A 17,110-nucleotide genomic window follows, 5' to 3' on the forward strand; every position below is an offset into this window, starting at 1 on the left:
TATGCTACCGCAACTGATGCCGCCTGAAAGTGGATTAGAAGAATACTTTGCTGTTTACCGGGACAATATCATCGGCCATCAACAAACCTTTACCTCCCCTTTTGGAGAAAAGAAAATCATTTATGCCGATTGGACTGCCAGCGGCAGGGCTTACGGGCCTATTGAAAAATATATACAGCAGAACATACTTCCTTTTGTCGGCAATACGCATACGGAAACGACAGTTACCGGTACCTATATGTCTAAGGCTTATGAAGAAGCGAAGCGCATTGTGAAATCACATGTCAATGCCAGCGAAGCGGATGTATTGCTTTTTTGCGGCAGCGGCATGACGAGTGCCGTCAACAAGTTGCAAAGAATATTAGGGCTGAGATTACCAGAGCGTTTCACTGATTACATTCATGCCCGGGAACTCCCGTCCTGTGATGAAGTACTGAAACCGGTTGTTTTTGTAACGCATATGGAGCATCATAGTAATCACCTTAGCTGGTTGGAAACTATTGCCACCGTGGAGATCATCGGATGCGATGAAAATGGCAATGTTGATATTGCACATTTCAGCGCTTTGCTGGAGCATTTCAAGCACCGGCCCAATAAGATAGCCGCAATAACGGGATGTTCCAATGTTACCGGGATCCAAACGTCTTATCACGATATTGCAAAACTCATTCATCAATATGGTGGGTTATGCTTTGTAGATTTTGCCTGTTCTGCCGCTTACTGTGATATCAATATGCATCCGGAGGAGGGTGATGCCCATTTAGATGCCATTTATTTTTCAGCGCATAAATTTCTAGGTGGACCAGGCACACCAGGGGTATTGATTTTTAATAAAAAGCTTTACAGGAATGCAGTGCCGGATCAACCGGGTGGAGGAACAGTAAAGTACAGTAATCCCTGGAAGGTGCATGAATACGCTACAGATATAGAACAACGGGAAGATGGGGGAACGCCTCCGTTTTTACAGGGTATTAAAGCGGCCATGTGTATCCGGTTAAAAGAACAGATGGGGGTAACAAATATCCTGCGGCGGGAAGAAGAACTGCTGGCCATCATTTTTTCCAGGTTATCAAAGATAAAGCGCATAGATATACTGGAAGCCGAGGTGACAAAAAGGCTCGGTGTCGTTTCTTTCATTGTAGCGGGAGTGCCTTATAATTTAGTGGTTAAACTACTGAACGATAGGTTTGGCATTCAAATGAGGGGAGGATGTTCCTGTGCTGGTACCTATGGGCATATGCTGCTGAATGTGGATAAGCCACAATCTTACGCTATACTGGATTCTATCCGATCAGGAGATTTATCGTGTAAGCCGGGTTGGATACGGTTATCTATACATCCCACTATGACCAATGCAGAAATTACCTTCATCATGGATGCTATTGAAACAACCGTATTCAACATACCCGAGTGGGGAAAAGATTATTACTGTGATCCTCACTCAAATGAATATTTCTTTAAGGGGGTAGCGGTAACAGAACAAGTGAAAGTGCCTGATTGGTTTGATGTGTGGCGGTAGAATAATTTATCTTGTGCGGGAATATCCGGGAATGGGATTTGCCAGCTTTCAGGACTTTTAATTAACTTACCAGCTTTATGATGAAGACCTGGAAATGAAGGGACCGAATGGGATATCATCGCTTGTATTTTAAACTGATAGCAGCTGTTTATGCGTTTTCTTATTTTAATTTTATTGTTTATCAGCACGGGGGTGTCCGCCCAGTTTGCAGATGTTGATCAATTTATCCGTTCCAAAGAGGGAACCAGGGTGTGGAAGCGAAATACAATGATATGGCGTTGTATAAAGGGGATGAAAGCAGATGCCAGCAATAAAGAAGCTGTTCAGATCTGCACCTGTCAGGCCGATTTAATTGACCGGCATTTTCCCATAAAGCGGATAAAAGAATATGACCGGTTATATTCCGGTGAGGCATTGTCTAAACTGATTGCAGAAGATACCGCTTTGCAGGCACGTATTGAGCAATGTTATAAAGATATTTCGGAAACCAACCTTTTCTTCTCCCCCGGGCAAATTATTGGCTATCGCGATTCTATGGCAGCCTATATTCGCGCTAATAAAAAAGAGCCACTGGAAGAAAGCCGGATAAACAGTTATTGTGATTGCGCGGTAGCTATTATGGCGAAGCGGAAAATAAATGCGCAAACCATTAAAGATATGAATGATCCCAATTCTATGCTGTTTAATGAAATTGCTTATCGTTGTGGTGGGTATCCCTATAAAAAAATATCTCCTACCACCGGCTGGAAAATATCCGACAGTCTTGATGTAATCGGTAACAAAAGGATTGATTCCATTGATGTTATCACCGTTAGTGGCATGACCAAGCTGAAAGTAAAAATAGGACCGGTTGTAAACATCTGGATGCTGGATTGCGGTGCTACCGATATGCTGGTGTCAGATACGATGATCAATAAATTACTTCAGTTGAAACTGGTCTCGAGGAATGATTTCCTTGGACAACAAACATATACACTCGCCAGTGGCAAAGATATTTTGTGTGACGTATACCGGATCAATAATGTCCAGGTGGGAAAGTTTACCGTTAACAACCTCGTGATCGGCGCCTCCAAAGAAGCTAATACCTTTCTGCTGGGAAAAACATTACTCAATAAATTTCGGCGCTGGTCTATTGATAACCAACGTGACCAACTGATTTTAGAGAAATGATATCCTTGACGAAGCGTTGTATAGCGACTGTTTAAAGGTAACAGAAGAGAAGACCACCATCGCCTGTTACGGAATTTTGTACCATGGTATAATGAAAGAGATGATAGAAGAAGATAAATATTTAATTGAGTTTAAAGAAAAGATCCTGACATATTACCCGGTTTCGGACAATGCTTTTGAACTGTTTAAAAACATTATCAGCTTTCATCAGCTGGATAAAGGGGAGATACTCTTAAATATTGGGCAAGTTTCCAAACATCTTAACTTTATCTGCAAGGGAGCTGTGATCGCCTACTTTACAGATAACGAAGGGAGAACCTATAATAAGAATATCTTTTTAGAAAGACAGTTTGCAGGATCTACCGTTTCAGCACTTTTAAAAACGCCATCAGAATTTACCCTGCAGGCGATTGAAGACACCACCATTATCAGGATGAGTTATAGCCAGTATAAAGAGGTGATCTACAGGAATGATGAACTTAAAAGCTTTTATATCGCTTATCTGGAAAAGAACTGGATAATAGATAAAGAGCAAAGAGAAATTTCTTTGGTCATGGAAAATGCTACTATTAGATATCAGAAACTTCTGGCAGAATATCCGAACATAGATAAGAGAATTCCGTTACAGCACATTGCATCGCATCTGGCTGTTACCCCCACGCAATTGAGCCGGATCCGAAAGGATTTAAAAAAATAGTCCCCTCTCAACATATGTAAAGAACAATGAAGATGCTTAGGGATAATTTTGCCCTATGAATCAATATTTTTTCTCTATAGTAGCTTTTGTTGGAGGTGTTTGTTTGGCTGTACAAGCCGGTTTTAATACACAATTGGGGATTTTACTTAAGAAGCCAATTCTAGCCTCCATTTCACAATCCGTCAGCAGTTTTATATTCGCATCTGTTTTCCTGTTGCTTTTTTCAAAGGAGTTACCCAGCCTTCAAATTGCCAGGCAAATCCCCTGGTATCTCTGGTTTATAGGCGGCCTGTTTAGTGTAACTGGCATCACGTTATACTATTTCACCATACCCAAATTGGGAATTTCGAAAATGATTGCTTTAGGGTTATGTGGACAGCTTGTACTTTCCGCCGTTGCAGGGCATTTTGGTTGGCTGAACTTACCTGTTGAGCCCATTACATGGAAGAAGATCATCGGAATTGCAGCCATGATGGCAGGAATAATTATCATCAGTTCAAAGTGACCAACTACCCATTAAAATAGATCAACACCATGGATTTCATTAAGAACCTGGAATGGCGGTATGCCACCAAAAGGTTTGACACGACCCGAAAAATTTCCAGAGAAGAGCTGGAGCTTTTAAAAAGAAGTATTCAATTAACACCATCGCCATACGGGCTACAGCTTTACAAAGTGATCATCATTTCCAGGCCGGAACTGAAGGAGATGCTGAAGCCGGTTTCCTGGCATCAGCATCAGATTACAGATTGTTCGCATCTTTTTGTATTCTGTAACTATGCAACAGTGAAGGATGAATACATTGATGAATATATTCACACAAGATCAGGAATACTACATATAGATAGCGGGCAATCAGCAACGAGAGGAGCATTTATGAAAGGGAAGATTGCAGAAAAAACGCCGGAACAAAAGACGAATTGGTTGAAAAATCAGACTTACCTTGCTCTTGGCAATTTATTGGCAGCCTGCGCCGATTTAAAGATCGATGCCTGCCCGATGGAGGGATTTGAACCGGAAAATTATAATCGCATATTAGGGTTGGAGGAAAGCGGCTTAAATGCCTGTGTGATTGCTGCAACCGGTTACAGAAGCACCGAAGATCAAACGCAGCATCATCTGAAAGTAAGAAAGTCCACCGAGTTACTATTTGAAGAAAGATAGACACCATTTAAAATATATGGTTATGAATAAGCTCAATAAAGAAAATATCCAACCAGTCGTTTTTGAATTATACAACGATTATGCACACAATCGGTTAAGCAAGGAGGCATTTACAGAAAAGTTGTCCGCTTATGCTGTTGATGGATGGACTGTTGCTTCACTGATGGCCTTCCTGACGCCTGATTATAAAGATGCCATACAGGTTCGGGCAGATGATCCTGGAATTACTACAACATATATCAGCTATCCATCTCCCAAAGGAGGCGGCACCATAAAAGCACTGTTGTGTATGCCCAGGGGCAATCAAAAGAAGCTACCTGGAATAGTGGTAGTGCACGAAAACAGGGGCTTGAATCCACATATTGAAGATGTGGCCAGGCGTACCGCTTTGGCAGGATTTGTTGCCCTGGCTCCTGATGCATTGAGTCCCTTAGGCGGTTATCCCGGAAATGATGATGATGGACGGGCCCTGCACAATAAAAGAGAGCCGAAAGAAATGCTGGAAGACTTCATCGCAGCATTCGGGTACCTGAAACAATATGAGTATTGCAATGGAAAGGTGGGGGTAGTAGGATTTTGCTTTGGAGGATGGATTTCCAATATGATGGCGGCGAGAGTACCCGATTTGCTGGCTGCAGTTCCTTTTTACGGGGGCCAGGCCCCTTTGGATGAAGTCCCCAATATTAAGGCAGCGCTTCAGTTGCATTATGCCGAAACAGATGCGGGTATCAACAGCGGTTGGGAAGCCTATGAAAAGGCATTGACAGATAACAATAAAGAATATACCGTTTACCATTATCCGGGCACAAATCACGGCTTTCACAATGATACTACTCCACGTTATGACAAGGAGGCAGCAGTGTTGGCATGGAACCGGACTATTGATTTCTTTTCGGGAAAGTTGGTGTAAATAATGTATATAGATTCTTTGCGGATCTCGTAGTCGCTGAAATTTTTTAAGCGACTATGAGATCTTTGTTTTGATATATGTTGCGTGTTATAACATGAATGGCAAGCAGATAGCTACAAAAGTATTTGGTGGATTCTCATGAGATTCTCTTAAATTTGTCATAGAGAGCCTACAATAATCTGCGACCCCAATTGATATTTTATCACCCCAAAAAAATACTCATATGGCTACATAGCAATTTAACGGAATACTGTCTCATGAAATAGGATGGAGAATGACGCTTAAATTGATTTAATTACAACCCCGAATAATAAATATTTCTCTCAAATAGCTGTACTGGTACTACATGAGACCTGTTCTCACCTCAAATCCTCTGTAATAACCTCATTACTCTCCCGCACCCATTTACACGGTGCACTAATCAATTTATTATGAAAGAAAACAAATTTGTTGTAGATCTTGGTGATCTCAAGCTTACTGACGAGCAACGTCATAAGATTAACAGCGCTATTCAAAAAGCAGTGACAGGCGAACTCGCTGGAATTAGTGCGGGTAATGTGGCCCGCAATGTATTGATTCCTGTTAGTCACTGGCCTCATTCTCCCATTATCTGGGGCTTTATACTAAGGGATTTTGATAAAGTAATTATAAAGGATTCTATCAGGTTTGAATAACTGTTTTTATGAAAGATCAGGAGAAATTTTTATGCCCGTCAGCGAGGTGTAAAACAGGATCCGAGCTGCTGGGGATGAGGCAGGAGGATGGCACGGTTGCCATTCTGCCTCAGACTTTGCCGGTCGATGAAACATTTATTCAGAAAGTAAATGAAAGCCAGGTTACAGCAGAGCAGGCATTCAGATTTACCAATAAATGCGTTGAAGGCGCCTGTTCGCAATGGACTGGTAAATCCTGTGGGGTAATAGAGAAATTGGTTACCTACCTGGATAGTGTTCCCGCAAAGGAAGACTTGCCTCGTTGCCCCATCCGGAAAAGTTGCAGATGGTTTCATCAACAAGGTAATGGTGCCTGTAAGATCTGCGTGTTTGTAATAACGGAAGTCACGGAACAAGACATGACGACGGTACAAGCATAGCGGGCATCCTGCACACACATGTAATCGTGATTTGATCCGTCAGCAGACGGAATTACAGCAGCCGGAAACAATTGTTCCGGCTGCTTATGTATCGTTACCCTTTTTTTTCGTTCCTCATTCAATTATAAAATTTCTACTTCTTCCGGGATAACAAACAACATGGTACATCCCGTTTTCGTAGTGACAGCGTGTTTGAAATTCGGAGGAGTATATAGGTAGTCTCCTTGTAAAAGTGTGGCCCCTTCCAATATTACGTCACCGCTTAATACAAATATTTCTTCACCGGCAGGATGATTGTGATAGGGGTATGTTGCACCTGGCTCAAATTTCAGCAGGATAGTAGTAGAACGCTGCATTGTTTCGTCATAGCGAAGAGAAATGACAGATATGCCATGATAATGAATTCCTTTTTCAATTAGTGGCTGCCACTCTTTTTGATTATTTCGCACGATGTAGTGATGAATGTCTGTGTTCATATTTGTTGTTTTATACGATTAGTTGATTAATAATTGATCGATGCTCCATTTGTAGGAGGGCATGGTGGCTAAAAGGAAGGCGCCTGCACAGAAGGCAAATACAGAGTAGTCCATCGGCTCTTTTATACCAAATGACCAGGTCATGGCCAGTGCAAATACGAATGAAAGCAGGGCGGCGCCATAGGCGGCATAATTTGTTTTAAAGCCAACGAGCAACAACATTCCCAATGTGGTTTCCAAAATGGTGCTGCTTATCGCAATAGCTGGAATAATGCTTTTAGGAGCAAATGAATTTACCTGTGCGGTATAGTTTAAGAAATTGGTCCAGCCGGATGACTGGCTTCCCCATAAGCTAAGCCGACTCGCTACGGCAGATAAAAATCCTGATGCCAGTGCCAATCGTAACAGCAGGGTGGCTATGTCTGTAACTTTCATGTACTGATTTTTTAAAATTGCAGATAATTAATCAGACACAAAGATGGCTTACAAAGCCCCCTTAAAGAATAGAGAATGTTGAGAAAAGCATGTAATATTTATGCTGTCAGCCTTTCTTTATATTGTTTGGGGGAAGATTTTGTTTGTTTCTTAAAGAAGTTGGAGAAATAGAACGGGTCGTTAAAGCCAAGCTGATAAGCGACCTCTTTTACAGAGAGGTTGCCATAGGTGAGCAGTCTTTTGGCTTCAGAGGTCACCAGCCCATAGATCACATTTTGGGCTGTTTTCCCCGTATGTAGTTTCGCCAGCTCATTTAATTTTAGTTCGGTAGTGCCAAGCAATTCAGCAAACTGACTAAGCGGATAATTGTGCTCGAAATTATTTCTTACTGCTTCCAGGAATTTAAGGAATAATGCATCGGGTTTCCATATTTCATCTCCCCTGGTAACTTTAGCCCGGTTAATTGCCACCAGTATCAATTCTATCCTGCTATGAACGGAGATAAGGTATTGATATGGTTTATTAAGCAATTCCTCCTCAATCGATTTTAGCTGGGCTTCAACAACCGCTTTATCAACAGATATCACTTCGTTCATGGCGAAATGACAAAACAATCCGTTGTGGAAAATCAATTCAATGTCTGTATCATCTTTGCAAAAGAAATCTAATGTAAATTCAAGTATATAACCTTTCGCTTTTGGAGGCCTGCTCAGGCTGTGAATTTGCCCGGAGGTGATGGTGATGACCTGTCCTGCGGCAACATGAAATTCTCTTTCGTCAATAGTCATAGATAGTTTGCCTGAAACGCAGTAAACCAATACGTATTTCATAATGCGCCGTGGTTGGTCCAGGCCGGCAATATTTTCTACATCGTTTATTGTTATCATCTGTTACTATGGATATGAGACTGTTAGGAATTCGGGCTGACGATTTTGGTTGTTGCGACTATCGTACGGGCTTCTTATGGGCCGATTTCAAATTTAGTAATGTTCTTTTAGATTTTTGGAATTATTCTGAATTTTCGTTGTTGTTATTAGTTGGGCGCGAATCCCTGCCTTCGCTGTTTCAAAGCATTTAAAAGAAAAAGGAACAGACTTACGCCTGTTCCTTGAAGCACTTTCAGGTTGTATGGTAAGATGAGTTTTTTAATGCTTAACAAACTTATAAGTATGATTTATCTCTTCTGAGCTGACTTTTAGGAAATACGTACCGGGTGTTAGTTCCGCAATGTTTATAGCTGTTCCTGATGCCCGCTTCATACGTTGACCATTGTTGTCATACACCTCGAGCGTAGCGATATTATTTAGTCCACGAATATAGAGTTTGGTGCCAACTGGATTAGGATACAGCGAGATGCCTTTCGGCTGATTGGTGGTCTTCCCTTCTTTTGGGATTTTCGGGTCTGTCATAACATTGATACGCGCATTATTCAGACTGGATGATGGTTGGCCAAACAGTTCGATCTCCGCCAGCTGGAGTATTGTTCCACTGTTATTGGAGATGTTGAATCTATAGAATGTATATGCCGTGTTATTGTTAGTGTTGAACACCCTGTTTTGAAAACGATAGGGGAAGTCTTCATTGGAACGGCTGTCAATAGTGTTCCAGGTAGTGCCATTTGTGGATCCTTGTAGTGTCCAATTCATGGCATCCCGATCCGGTTCATCATTTGCTGATGTGATGGTATAATTTTTTACGACATAGCTGGAAGGTGCCTGATATTGTATCCAGGCGGAAGCATTAAATGTCAGGTATTTCGAGTTACGATTGTTGTCGATCAGGTTGGTATATTCTTCACCAGTTGGAGAACCCGTTTGATATTGAGCACTCAGTATGCCTCCCGGCAGGTCTGTAATATCTGTTCCCAGGCTATTGTCAGTATTAACAGCGGGAAGGCCATTTTTTTCACGCAGCAATTGAAAAAGATGATCAGGTCGCACCACAATATGATTGGAGTCGAGCGAATTCATGACGTTTTTAAAATTTGTGGGCTTCACATCCTGCCAGGGTTGCGCCTGGATAATGATGAACCTTGGTGATGCGCCATTCCATCCTGAAGAAGCGGATGCAATGGCATCTTTCATCGCTTGTTCTCCGGTGCAATAGTTGCAGGAGAGTGGCATCCCCGGAAGGACCTGGTTATATATGCTAAGCGGCCCACCTGTATTCTGAGCTGTTACCCCAAGTAGTGATGGCGCATATGTGGCAAAGCTCTCTCCAACATTTTGGTTGATGCCGCCTGTGATCGTGTTCCAGATGGTGACCACGCGAAACCCTGCCCGTTTGTTATAGTCTTCCGTTTTAGCAACAAATTGGTTTAAGGTATTCTGATTGGGGAAATTATTGGGATATATATAGCCGTATCCGGAAGGCCCCGAAATCAGGTTGTCATTATTAGTGGCGGTTTGATGATAGAAGTTTAATGCACCCGGCATTGCATCCAGCATGGCAGGAGACAAAGTCCATCCAATAGGCACGGAGCCACGATCGGGATTATTCCAAAGCTTGCGCATCAGGTGTTCAACAAATTGTAAGTTGTCTCCATCACTTAATATAAATGCAACATAAATTTTATTTTTCAGGACTGGTTTTGGCGGTATCGGTTTAACAACGACCGTTCTGGGCATACCACTGTGAACCGTTAAATTGGTGGCATAATCACTCGCAATGGTGGCTATGCCATAGCTGGATGCTCTTGTTACACCGGAGCCTTCTTCCGGCCACCAGCCCATGAAGTTTGCTCCGGCTGGCATAGAAGATAGAAAGCTGTTTAATAATTCACTTTCACCCGATACCCTTGGATCCAACCATATTACTGCGGCCCCCAATGCTGCGGCGTATTCCCGTAACGAACCCTGGTGCGCTTCCGGGCTTAACCCGATCAACAACCGGTGATCCAAGGTGGGCCAATAGGTGTTATACAACGTCTGGTACACCTGTAGATTACTGGTAAACTGGCCACGCAAATCAACCAATACAGGGAAATTATAGGGAGCAGCCGTTAACCGTGCTAATAGAGATGGAGAGGCAATGAGCGCCTTTTTGTTTTTTGCAAGCATGGTGGCGAGGTTCACAGTAGCTGTTTGTGCAGGATCATACACAATCAGTCCATCTATTTCGGTGCGATATTTAGTGATCAGTTCCCACCTGTCTGTATGTTCTGTCCAGGTTAAACCTAGAGACTGCATCCAGGTATAAGGCCCTTCTGCAAAGGCATCGCCTTCATAGGAGAAGAGACGTGGTTTTGTTTTGTTAACAACGCCTTTCAGCGAACTGAATAAATAAGTTTCGGCAGTGGCATTATCCTGCTGCACGCCCACCCAGTCTACTTTTATATAGGCTGCTCCCCGCCAGAATATCCGCAGCTCAATGTTGTGGTTGTCTGCTGGCATGGTGAAGGGCAATTTAATACTGGTGTAGTTGGCCGCTATAGGAAATTGCTGGCGGGTAATTGTCTTGAATGCCAGGGTGGCACCGGTAGTAGCATCTCTGACATCGATATCTACTACAGAATCATTGTTGGCAGTGTTGTTATCAATTTTCATTCTAAATTCAGCAATATTAAATCCTGCCGTAACGGTGTTGTCATAAGGTCCATAAATCATATGCTGATTTGCGGCATCGATTCCAACCTGGCAAAGCCAGCCATCGGTTTCCAGGCGCCCTGTTTTGTGACTAAGGGAGGAGCCTTCAGCTTCCCAGCGCCAGGATCTTTGCTCTGGCAGAGAGGTGCCATTGCTGTAAAATAAATCCAGCTGACTGGCTGTTGCCGGAAATGAGGGCAGCAATTGACCGGCAGGCCATGTTGTTTGAGCTGAAGAAGGTGTTATTATCAGCACCAATAAAAGAAGAAACAATGCGGTACGGATTAACGGGTATTTGTGGGTCATAGTCATTAGAATTTGGTTCATGGAATATGATATCGGAATACGATGGGTTTAAATAGTCGCGATCTGTTACGCCTGCGGTTTATCAAAGTATCTGAAATATAGGTAAGTCTGCCCGTTGCTGTTAACAGGGCATCAGTGTAGCACACATATAAAATAGGATAATTAAATTATATTTTTCGAATTTTTATGATTGGCGGTTTCAACTAAATCATTGCAGGAGACGACGCGGAAATGATTTTTATGAAGAAGTGGATTGGGTAGGATCTGAAGGTATAAGGTCGGCGCTTGTGTAGATATGGTTCGCCCAAAAATGAAGCGGAATAACCTCATAGAGATTATTCCGCTACCAAAAAATGTATAGTGACTATTTTCGTGTATTCACCGGGTTGGGCCTTGCTTCACCGCCACCAGGCAAGTTCACGAAATAAGGTGTTCCATATCCGTTTCCCGGCCGGAAAAAATCTGTGGATATGATCTGCGCCCCACTTTGAAAAGCTGCGTTAGCCCTGGTGTGGTCATTTACTTTCGCCTCATACGTTTCAATATCGGAGCGGGTTCTGACCAGGAATCCTTGTTGTATCGCCTGCTGTATTTCTTTCTGACGCATAATAGCGTTGTCCTGCAGCAGGAAGGCGGCATAGGTATCCTGCGGGAGCGATTGCATGAACATCACCCTGCCTTCCAGGTTAGGTCTGTTTTTAGCGTAGTCGGACACCAGGTTCATGCCTGCCATAGAAGGCAGCAACAGGAAAATGAATTTTCCTCTGGCAGTTTTTACGGTAGGCCAGTTTTGAGCCAGGACGGCATCGCGCAACGTTGGAAATTTTCCGTGTACGTCATCAGGCGTGATCAGCTTGTCTTTACCCAGTTGAGAAATAACTTCCTGATCGAGTGCATCAAAGGCTTTTTCGTCAAAAGGCAACACCTGTGCGGAACCGGGGAATAGAGGAATACCTTTGTCTTTGGCTTCTATCATCACATAAATCGGAAAATGGCCGGGATGAGCATCAGACCAGGAGCGCATAGCGGCCAGGGCATCTTTGAAGGTGGTATAATGGGTGCGGAAATCAATATCGGCCATGTGTAACACTTTGAAGCCTGGCTTGTCCAGATCTTTTGTATCAAAGGGTGCCAGGTGCGTAACACCTTTCTTCCGCAGCTCACGATATACAGCGGGGTCATTAAACCGGTTGCCGGTAGGGTCGTTATACACATCTATCTCGAGGCTCCGTACACCGGCATCTAGTTGCACGTCAAATGGAGGATGGTTGTAATGCAGGCCTTCACTCATTTTTACCGTGTTGGGATGAAACTCCTGAAACGCGGCCAGTTGCTCCTTCGGCATGCTTTTCATATATGCTTGCCCCATTTTTTCAAAAATAGGATCAATATAGGCCAGCACGGCGGAATCTACGGGCCGGGCATAACTGTTGTGCGTACCCAGTATCTGAACCTGGTTTATTTTAAGCGTATCCAGTTGTAAAGATTGTGCGTCACAAATGGTGGTTGCGCAGGCCATCAGCATTGTTCCCAATACCCTGGTAATAGTTGTCTGCATTGTTGTTTTTTTTTAGTTAGAAAATTTTAACGCTCACACCTACTTGTCCGCGAATGGAATACCATTCGGCCTGTTCTACCCGGTCAAAGGTGCCGTGATAATAGCGTACAGGTGTATTGGTGATATTATTTAATTCGAGGAATGTCCTGATTTTGGGCGTGATGGCATAAGAAGCAGAAAAATCGACTGTGAAGTTCTCCGCATACCAACGATAATGGTCGGGGCCTGCAGACTGACGGATCACATCGAGATACTTGCCTTTATAGTTGCCGGCGATGCGGGCCATGAACTTGCTGTACTCGTATTGCAGTGATATGTTGAAGATATGTTTGGCCTGCTTGGGGATCACGCTGTTGTCTTCTATCTTCTTGTTGTCGACAAAACGGGGGATTTTCACTTTCGAATCGGTGTAGGTATAGTTGGCATCTATTCCAAATCCTTTCCAGAAGCCCGGCAGCCCGGTAAATCTTTTTGCAAAACCAGCCTCAAAGCCTGCCAGCCAGGCACCTTGCAGGTTATCCGGTTCACTCACGGCATATTGCACGCCACCGATGGTTTCAGACCACTGATTGGTATAAACCAGGTCGGTTAGTTTTTTATAAAAAGCACCTGCGTTGACCATACCTATGCCACCGAAATAATGTTCGGCCATGAGGTCGAAGTTATTGGCAAACGTAGGTTTCAGACCGGCGTTGCCTCTAACGATTACCTTGTTGGCATCGTCCTGCGTGGTAGCGGGATTCAGGTTGTTGAAATCTGCACGGGCAAAGGTGCGCGTATAGGCTAAGCGGACAATGTCATTTTCAGTTACATTATATTTTACGTGCAGCATTGGCAGGAAGGCGTTGTAGCTGTTGTCCTGTGTGAGCGTGGTTACCTGCTTGCCACCGGCATTAGATACTACTTTGCTGCCGTTGAAGGTTACTTTATTGTATTCATTTCGAATGCCACCTGTGAGCATCAGTTTCTCCGACAATTTATATTCCCCCATTACGTATAGCGCATATACTTTTTCCACACCTGTAAAGTACCTGGTGGCGCCTGATGCATTGGTGGCGGAATCTACCTGGAAAGGATATAAGTGGTGCTGACTGATACCTTCCGGCGTGACCAGTGATTTCAACTGGCTCAGGGCCATCTGATCGATGATTACATTATTGTATGGTGAACCGATTTCAGACAGGAAGCCGCCGTTGTAAGGGAATCGCTCTGTACCCAGGCTGTTCATCGTGGGTGCTGCTCCCTGAATGCCGGCTACATATACGTTGTATGGCGATTGCACCACCTTGTCTTTATCAATGAACTTACCACCTAACTTCAGGGTGAGGGACCCTGCAGGTGTATATTTTAAATTGAAGCTGAAACGTTTGTTCTGTTCCCAGTTGGTGCTGCGCAACATAATCACCTGCGAAAGTTTCATGGCATCGGCGCTGATAGGGGTAGTGGACGATACATGTGGCAGTACAGCATCTATCACATCACCTTTTCCATCGGGAGCGTCCATGGCCAGGTATTTTTTTCCATCAGCAGCCAGGCCATCGTAAGTGACTGCCTGCTGGAAGATGGCCATAGGATAATAATCAGGATCTTTAAACCGAAACTTTGATTTGTCCATACTGGCGGCCCAATCGAGACTCAGTTTACCCGAGAAAACATTTTGTCCGCTTAATTCGCCGGAAGAAAGGTTGGTAAAGTAATTGGATGCCCTGTCGGTAATCGTTGCATTTTTGGCGTTGAAATAGAAGTAGGTTTCCCGCACGTTCTGCCCATCAAGAAAGGCGCTGTAGATACCTTTAAACTGTATTTTATGCCGGTCATTGAATTTGTATTCCAGACCAGCGTTCAGGCCAGTGGTTTTGCGGTGCGCGATATAGTCTCTTAACTGCAGATCCGTGATGGAATACGACTGTTTAACATTGGGATTGGAAAAATCATAGTTCATGTTATAACGGTCCTGGGCCGATGTACGATCCCAGATGACGCCGGAAACCACAAACCCCAGCTTGCCTTTCAATAGCCGGTCGCCGTACACAATAGAAGCATTGTAGGAGCCTTTGCGGGCCTGGTCGCCATATCCGCCGGCGGCATTGATCCGCAATATCTTCGACAGTGGTGCTGCCTTGGTGATGAAATTGATGGAACCGCCAATAGCATCCCCTTCTATATCCGGCGTGAGGGCTTTGGACAGCTGCACGTATTCTATCAGTTCCGAAGGAAAAATATCCATCTGTATGCGACGGTCGGTGTAGTCGAGACTGGCAGTGGGGAGGCGGTTGCCGTTTAACAGGGTGGCGCTCCATTGGATAGGCGTACCGCGCACAGACACATACCTTCCTTCTCCCTGGTCCCTTTCGATAGAAACACCCTGGATACGTTGCACCGCTTCTGCTGCGTTACGGTCGGGGAGTTTGCCGATAGCATCGGCAGCCAGCACCTCCATAATACCCGGGGCATTCTTTTTAATGCTGATGGCCCGAATCTGCGAACCGGCGGAAGCACCTTTTACTACTACTTCTCCGAGTACCCCGTTGGCTGGCTCCATCAGGATAGTGCCTAATTGGTTTAATCCCGGCCTGACATCTATTTCCACCGTTTTAACGGCAAATCCTACATAGTTGATTTTAAGCGTCACCTTCCCGGTTTTTCGGAGAGTGATATTAAAAACCCCTGAAAGATCTGTTTGTGTTCCGGTGCCATCAATGATGATAGTAGCGGAAGGTAAGGGCCCCTCTTTGGATAAAATGCTCCCCCTGATTTGTTGTGCCGTACAGAAAACAGGCAGGAACAAAAACATTAATAAAAGTCGGCTGCTCATGGGCAAAAAGAATTTTCTGCAAAGTTGAACCGACGGCAGGAGGAAGTCGTCCTTGTAGATAAATCCGTACGACTTTATAGATCGATGGAAACAAAGAAGGTTGCTATTCGCTAATAATCAACAAATTATGTAATGTTAGCTTATTGTTAAGCCAATTAAGTCAGGGCATTTTTGACCATTTCTTCCGGCATTATTATCATTACATTTTTACTTTTTAAATAGGCAGAAGGAGTATTGCCCGTTACTTTTTTGAAGTATTGGTTAAAAGAAGATTTGGAATGGAACCCTGCTTCAAAAGCCAGCGATAAGATATTGGGTGCATCTTTTTGTTGTCTGTGCTCATCAATCAGTTTGATCACTTCCCGGATTCTGTATTCGTTGATGAACTGATAAAAGGACTGGCCAATGTATTGATTGAGGACTTCTGAAAGATGATGCCTGGATATGTCCATGGTTGCAGCGAGTTTGTCCAGCGTGAGTTCCGGGTCTTTATACACTGCTTTTTCATGCATCCACTGTTTGAGCTGCCTGGCAATGGTGGCCTGTTGTGATTCTGTCAACAAAGATTTTCGGGGTAGCTGCGGAATATCAGGTGTTGTTTCCTTTTCCACTGTCTCCCCGGCGGAGGCAATAGCAGGGGCTATCTCAGGAGTAGTATAGTCCAACATTGGTAGTGATGTTCCTGTATCCATCAAAAATAAAATCCGTACTCTCCCGATAGCCAGACAGATACTCAGTAGTGATATATAAGTAAATATTCTCCCCCACAGATGTGTGTCGGCAATAAACCGGGAGGTGGCAGGTAAATGGTTATTGAACACCATTACCAGCATCCAGACTGTGGTAGACATAAACACCGCTGCCATAAAGCGGACCAGCCATATTTCCGATTGCCAGAAAGACGGGATAAAACGGGATTCCCGCAGGGCCAAAGCGCCATATAGCGGAAAAGAGATCATTGCAATATATCCTACCACCTGGTTATAATAAATGATCATTGCGGGTGTAGTACCGTCATGAAGGATAATGTAGCCTGCGATCGTAAAATAGACCACAGCGCCTGCCATTGCCGGCAGGAAGTGATAATAGTTTTTCCGTCCCGCCTGAAGATGCCGTCCGGAAAGCTGCCTGGCATATATCCACAGCAGCGGTGGATATATGAGTGTGATAAAAGTATAGAACTGCTTATGTATTTCCGCGTTGGGGAAGAGTGTATGCAGTGCAAAGCCACTTCCCAGGTGAACAAACACCAATATTAAAAACCAGCTTAATATATTATCCGAAGACTTTTTTTTATGGTCGATGATGAATATGCTAAATACAACCAACGCCTGGAAAGCTCCCAGTAAAATAATATACTTCATGACATCCCCGTTTATATGA

The 17,110-nt window shown here is 43.9% G+C and carries 15 protein-coding genes; 8 read left to right on the forward strand and 7 right to left on the reverse strand.

Annotated elements, in window-relative coordinates; all coding sequences use genetic code 11:
- Window position 1: 1 nt before the first annotated feature.
- The 8 genes from AB4Z08_RS11310 (at window position 2) to AB4Z08_RS11345 (ending at window position 6,553) form a co-directional block, all read left to right on the forward strand.
- Complete coding sequence (locus AB4Z08_RS11310) at window positions 2–1,519, forward strand: aminotransferase class V-fold PLP-dependent enzyme (RefSeq protein ID WP_441573837.1); 1,518 nt, start codon at window positions 2–4, stop codon at window positions 1,517–1,519.
- 150 nt (window positions 1,520–1,669) lie between these two features.
- The gene (locus tag AB4Z08_RS11315; RefSeq protein ID WP_441573838.1) at window positions 1,670–2,689 is read left to right on the forward strand and encodes a retroviral-like aspartic protease family protein; all 1,020 of its coding nucleotides are present in this window, start codon (window positions 1,670–1,672) and stop codon (window positions 2,687–2,689) included.
- A 100-nt stretch (window positions 2,690–2,789) separates the two neighbouring features.
- The gene (locus tag AB4Z08_RS11320; RefSeq protein ID WP_441573839.1) at window positions 2,790–3,386 is read left to right on the forward strand and encodes a Crp/Fnr family transcriptional regulator; all 597 of its coding nucleotides are present in this window, start codon (window positions 2,790–2,792) and stop codon (window positions 3,384–3,386) included.
- A 55-nt stretch (window positions 3,387–3,441) separates the two neighbouring features.
- Window positions 3,442–3,891, forward strand: a complete 450-nt coding sequence (locus AB4Z08_RS11325; RefSeq protein ID WP_441573840.1) for a DMT family transporter — start codon at window positions 3,442–3,444, stop codon at window positions 3,889–3,891.
- A 29-nt stretch (window positions 3,892–3,920) separates the two neighbouring features.
- Window positions 3,921–4,550, forward strand: coding sequence for an NAD(P)H-dependent oxidoreductase (locus tag AB4Z08_RS11330; protein ID WP_441573841.1), 630 nt, complete (start codon window positions 3,921–3,923; stop codon window positions 4,548–4,550).
- Window positions 4,551–4,572: 22 nt separating this feature from the next.
- Window positions 4,573–5,460: a dienelactone hydrolase family protein gene (locus AB4Z08_RS11335; RefSeq protein WP_441573842.1), complete on the forward strand. Its 888-nt coding sequence runs from the start codon at window positions 4,573–4,575 to the stop codon at window positions 5,458–5,460.
- 431 nt (window positions 5,461–5,891) lie between these two features.
- On the forward strand, window positions 5,892–6,134 hold the full coding sequence (locus tag AB4Z08_RS11340) for a hypothetical protein (protein WP_441573843.1): 243 nt from the start codon (window positions 5,892–5,894) through the stop codon (window positions 6,132–6,134).
- Between the two features lie 8 nt (window positions 6,135–6,142).
- A complete protein-coding gene (locus AB4Z08_RS11345) occupies window positions 6,143–6,553 on the forward strand; it encodes a hypothetical protein (RefSeq protein ID WP_441573844.1) in 411 nt (136 codons plus the stop codon).
- A gap of 122 nt (window positions 6,554–6,675) precedes the next feature.
- Here the strand turns inward: AB4Z08_RS11345 and AB4Z08_RS11350 are convergent, their stop codons facing one another.
- From AB4Z08_RS11350 to AB4Z08_RS11380, 7 genes are all read right to left on the reverse strand, one after another.
- The gene (locus AB4Z08_RS11350; protein WP_441573845.1) at window positions 6,676–7,029 is read right to left on the reverse strand and encodes a cupin domain-containing protein; all 354 of its coding nucleotides are present in this window, start codon (window positions 7,027–7,029) and stop codon (window positions 6,676–6,678) included.
- 18 nt (window positions 7,030–7,047) lie between these two features.
- The gene (locus AB4Z08_RS11355) at window positions 7,048–7,464 is read right to left on the reverse strand and encodes a TQO small subunit DoxD (RefSeq protein ID WP_441573846.1); all 417 of its coding nucleotides are present in this window, start codon (window positions 7,462–7,464) and stop codon (window positions 7,048–7,050) included.
- A 98-nt stretch (window positions 7,465–7,562) separates the two neighbouring features.
- Complete coding sequence (locus AB4Z08_RS11360; RefSeq protein ID WP_441573847.1) at window positions 7,563–8,351, reverse strand: helix-turn-helix domain-containing protein; 789 nt, start codon at window positions 8,349–8,351, stop codon at window positions 7,563–7,565.
- 258 nt (window positions 8,352–8,609) lie between these two features.
- Window positions 8,610–11,354, reverse strand: coding sequence for a T9SS type A sorting domain-containing protein (locus tag AB4Z08_RS11365; RefSeq protein ID WP_441573848.1), 2,745 nt, complete (start codon window positions 11,352–11,354; stop codon window positions 8,610–8,612).
- A 364-nt stretch (window positions 11,355–11,718) separates the two neighbouring features.
- Window positions 11,719–12,912, reverse strand: a complete 1,194-nt coding sequence (locus AB4Z08_RS11370; protein ID WP_441573849.1) for a Ca2+-dependent phosphoinositide-specific phospholipase C — start codon at window positions 12,910–12,912, stop codon at window positions 11,719–11,721.
- A gap of 16 nt (window positions 12,913–12,928) precedes the next feature.
- A complete protein-coding gene (locus AB4Z08_RS11375) occupies window positions 12,929–15,727 on the reverse strand; it encodes a TonB-dependent receptor (RefSeq protein WP_441573850.1) in 2,799 nt (932 codons plus the stop codon).
- 155 nt (window positions 15,728–15,882) lie between these two features.
- Window positions 15,883–17,091, reverse strand: a complete 1,209-nt coding sequence (locus AB4Z08_RS11380; RefSeq protein WP_441573851.1) for a helix-turn-helix domain-containing protein — start codon at window positions 17,089–17,091, stop codon at window positions 15,883–15,885.
- Window positions 17,092–17,110 lie beyond the last annotated feature (19 nt).

This window comes from Chitinophaga sp. RAB17 (assembly GCF_052114225.1).
Lineage (GTDB): Bacteria > Bacteroidota > Bacteroidia > Chitinophagales > Chitinophagaceae > Chitinophaga.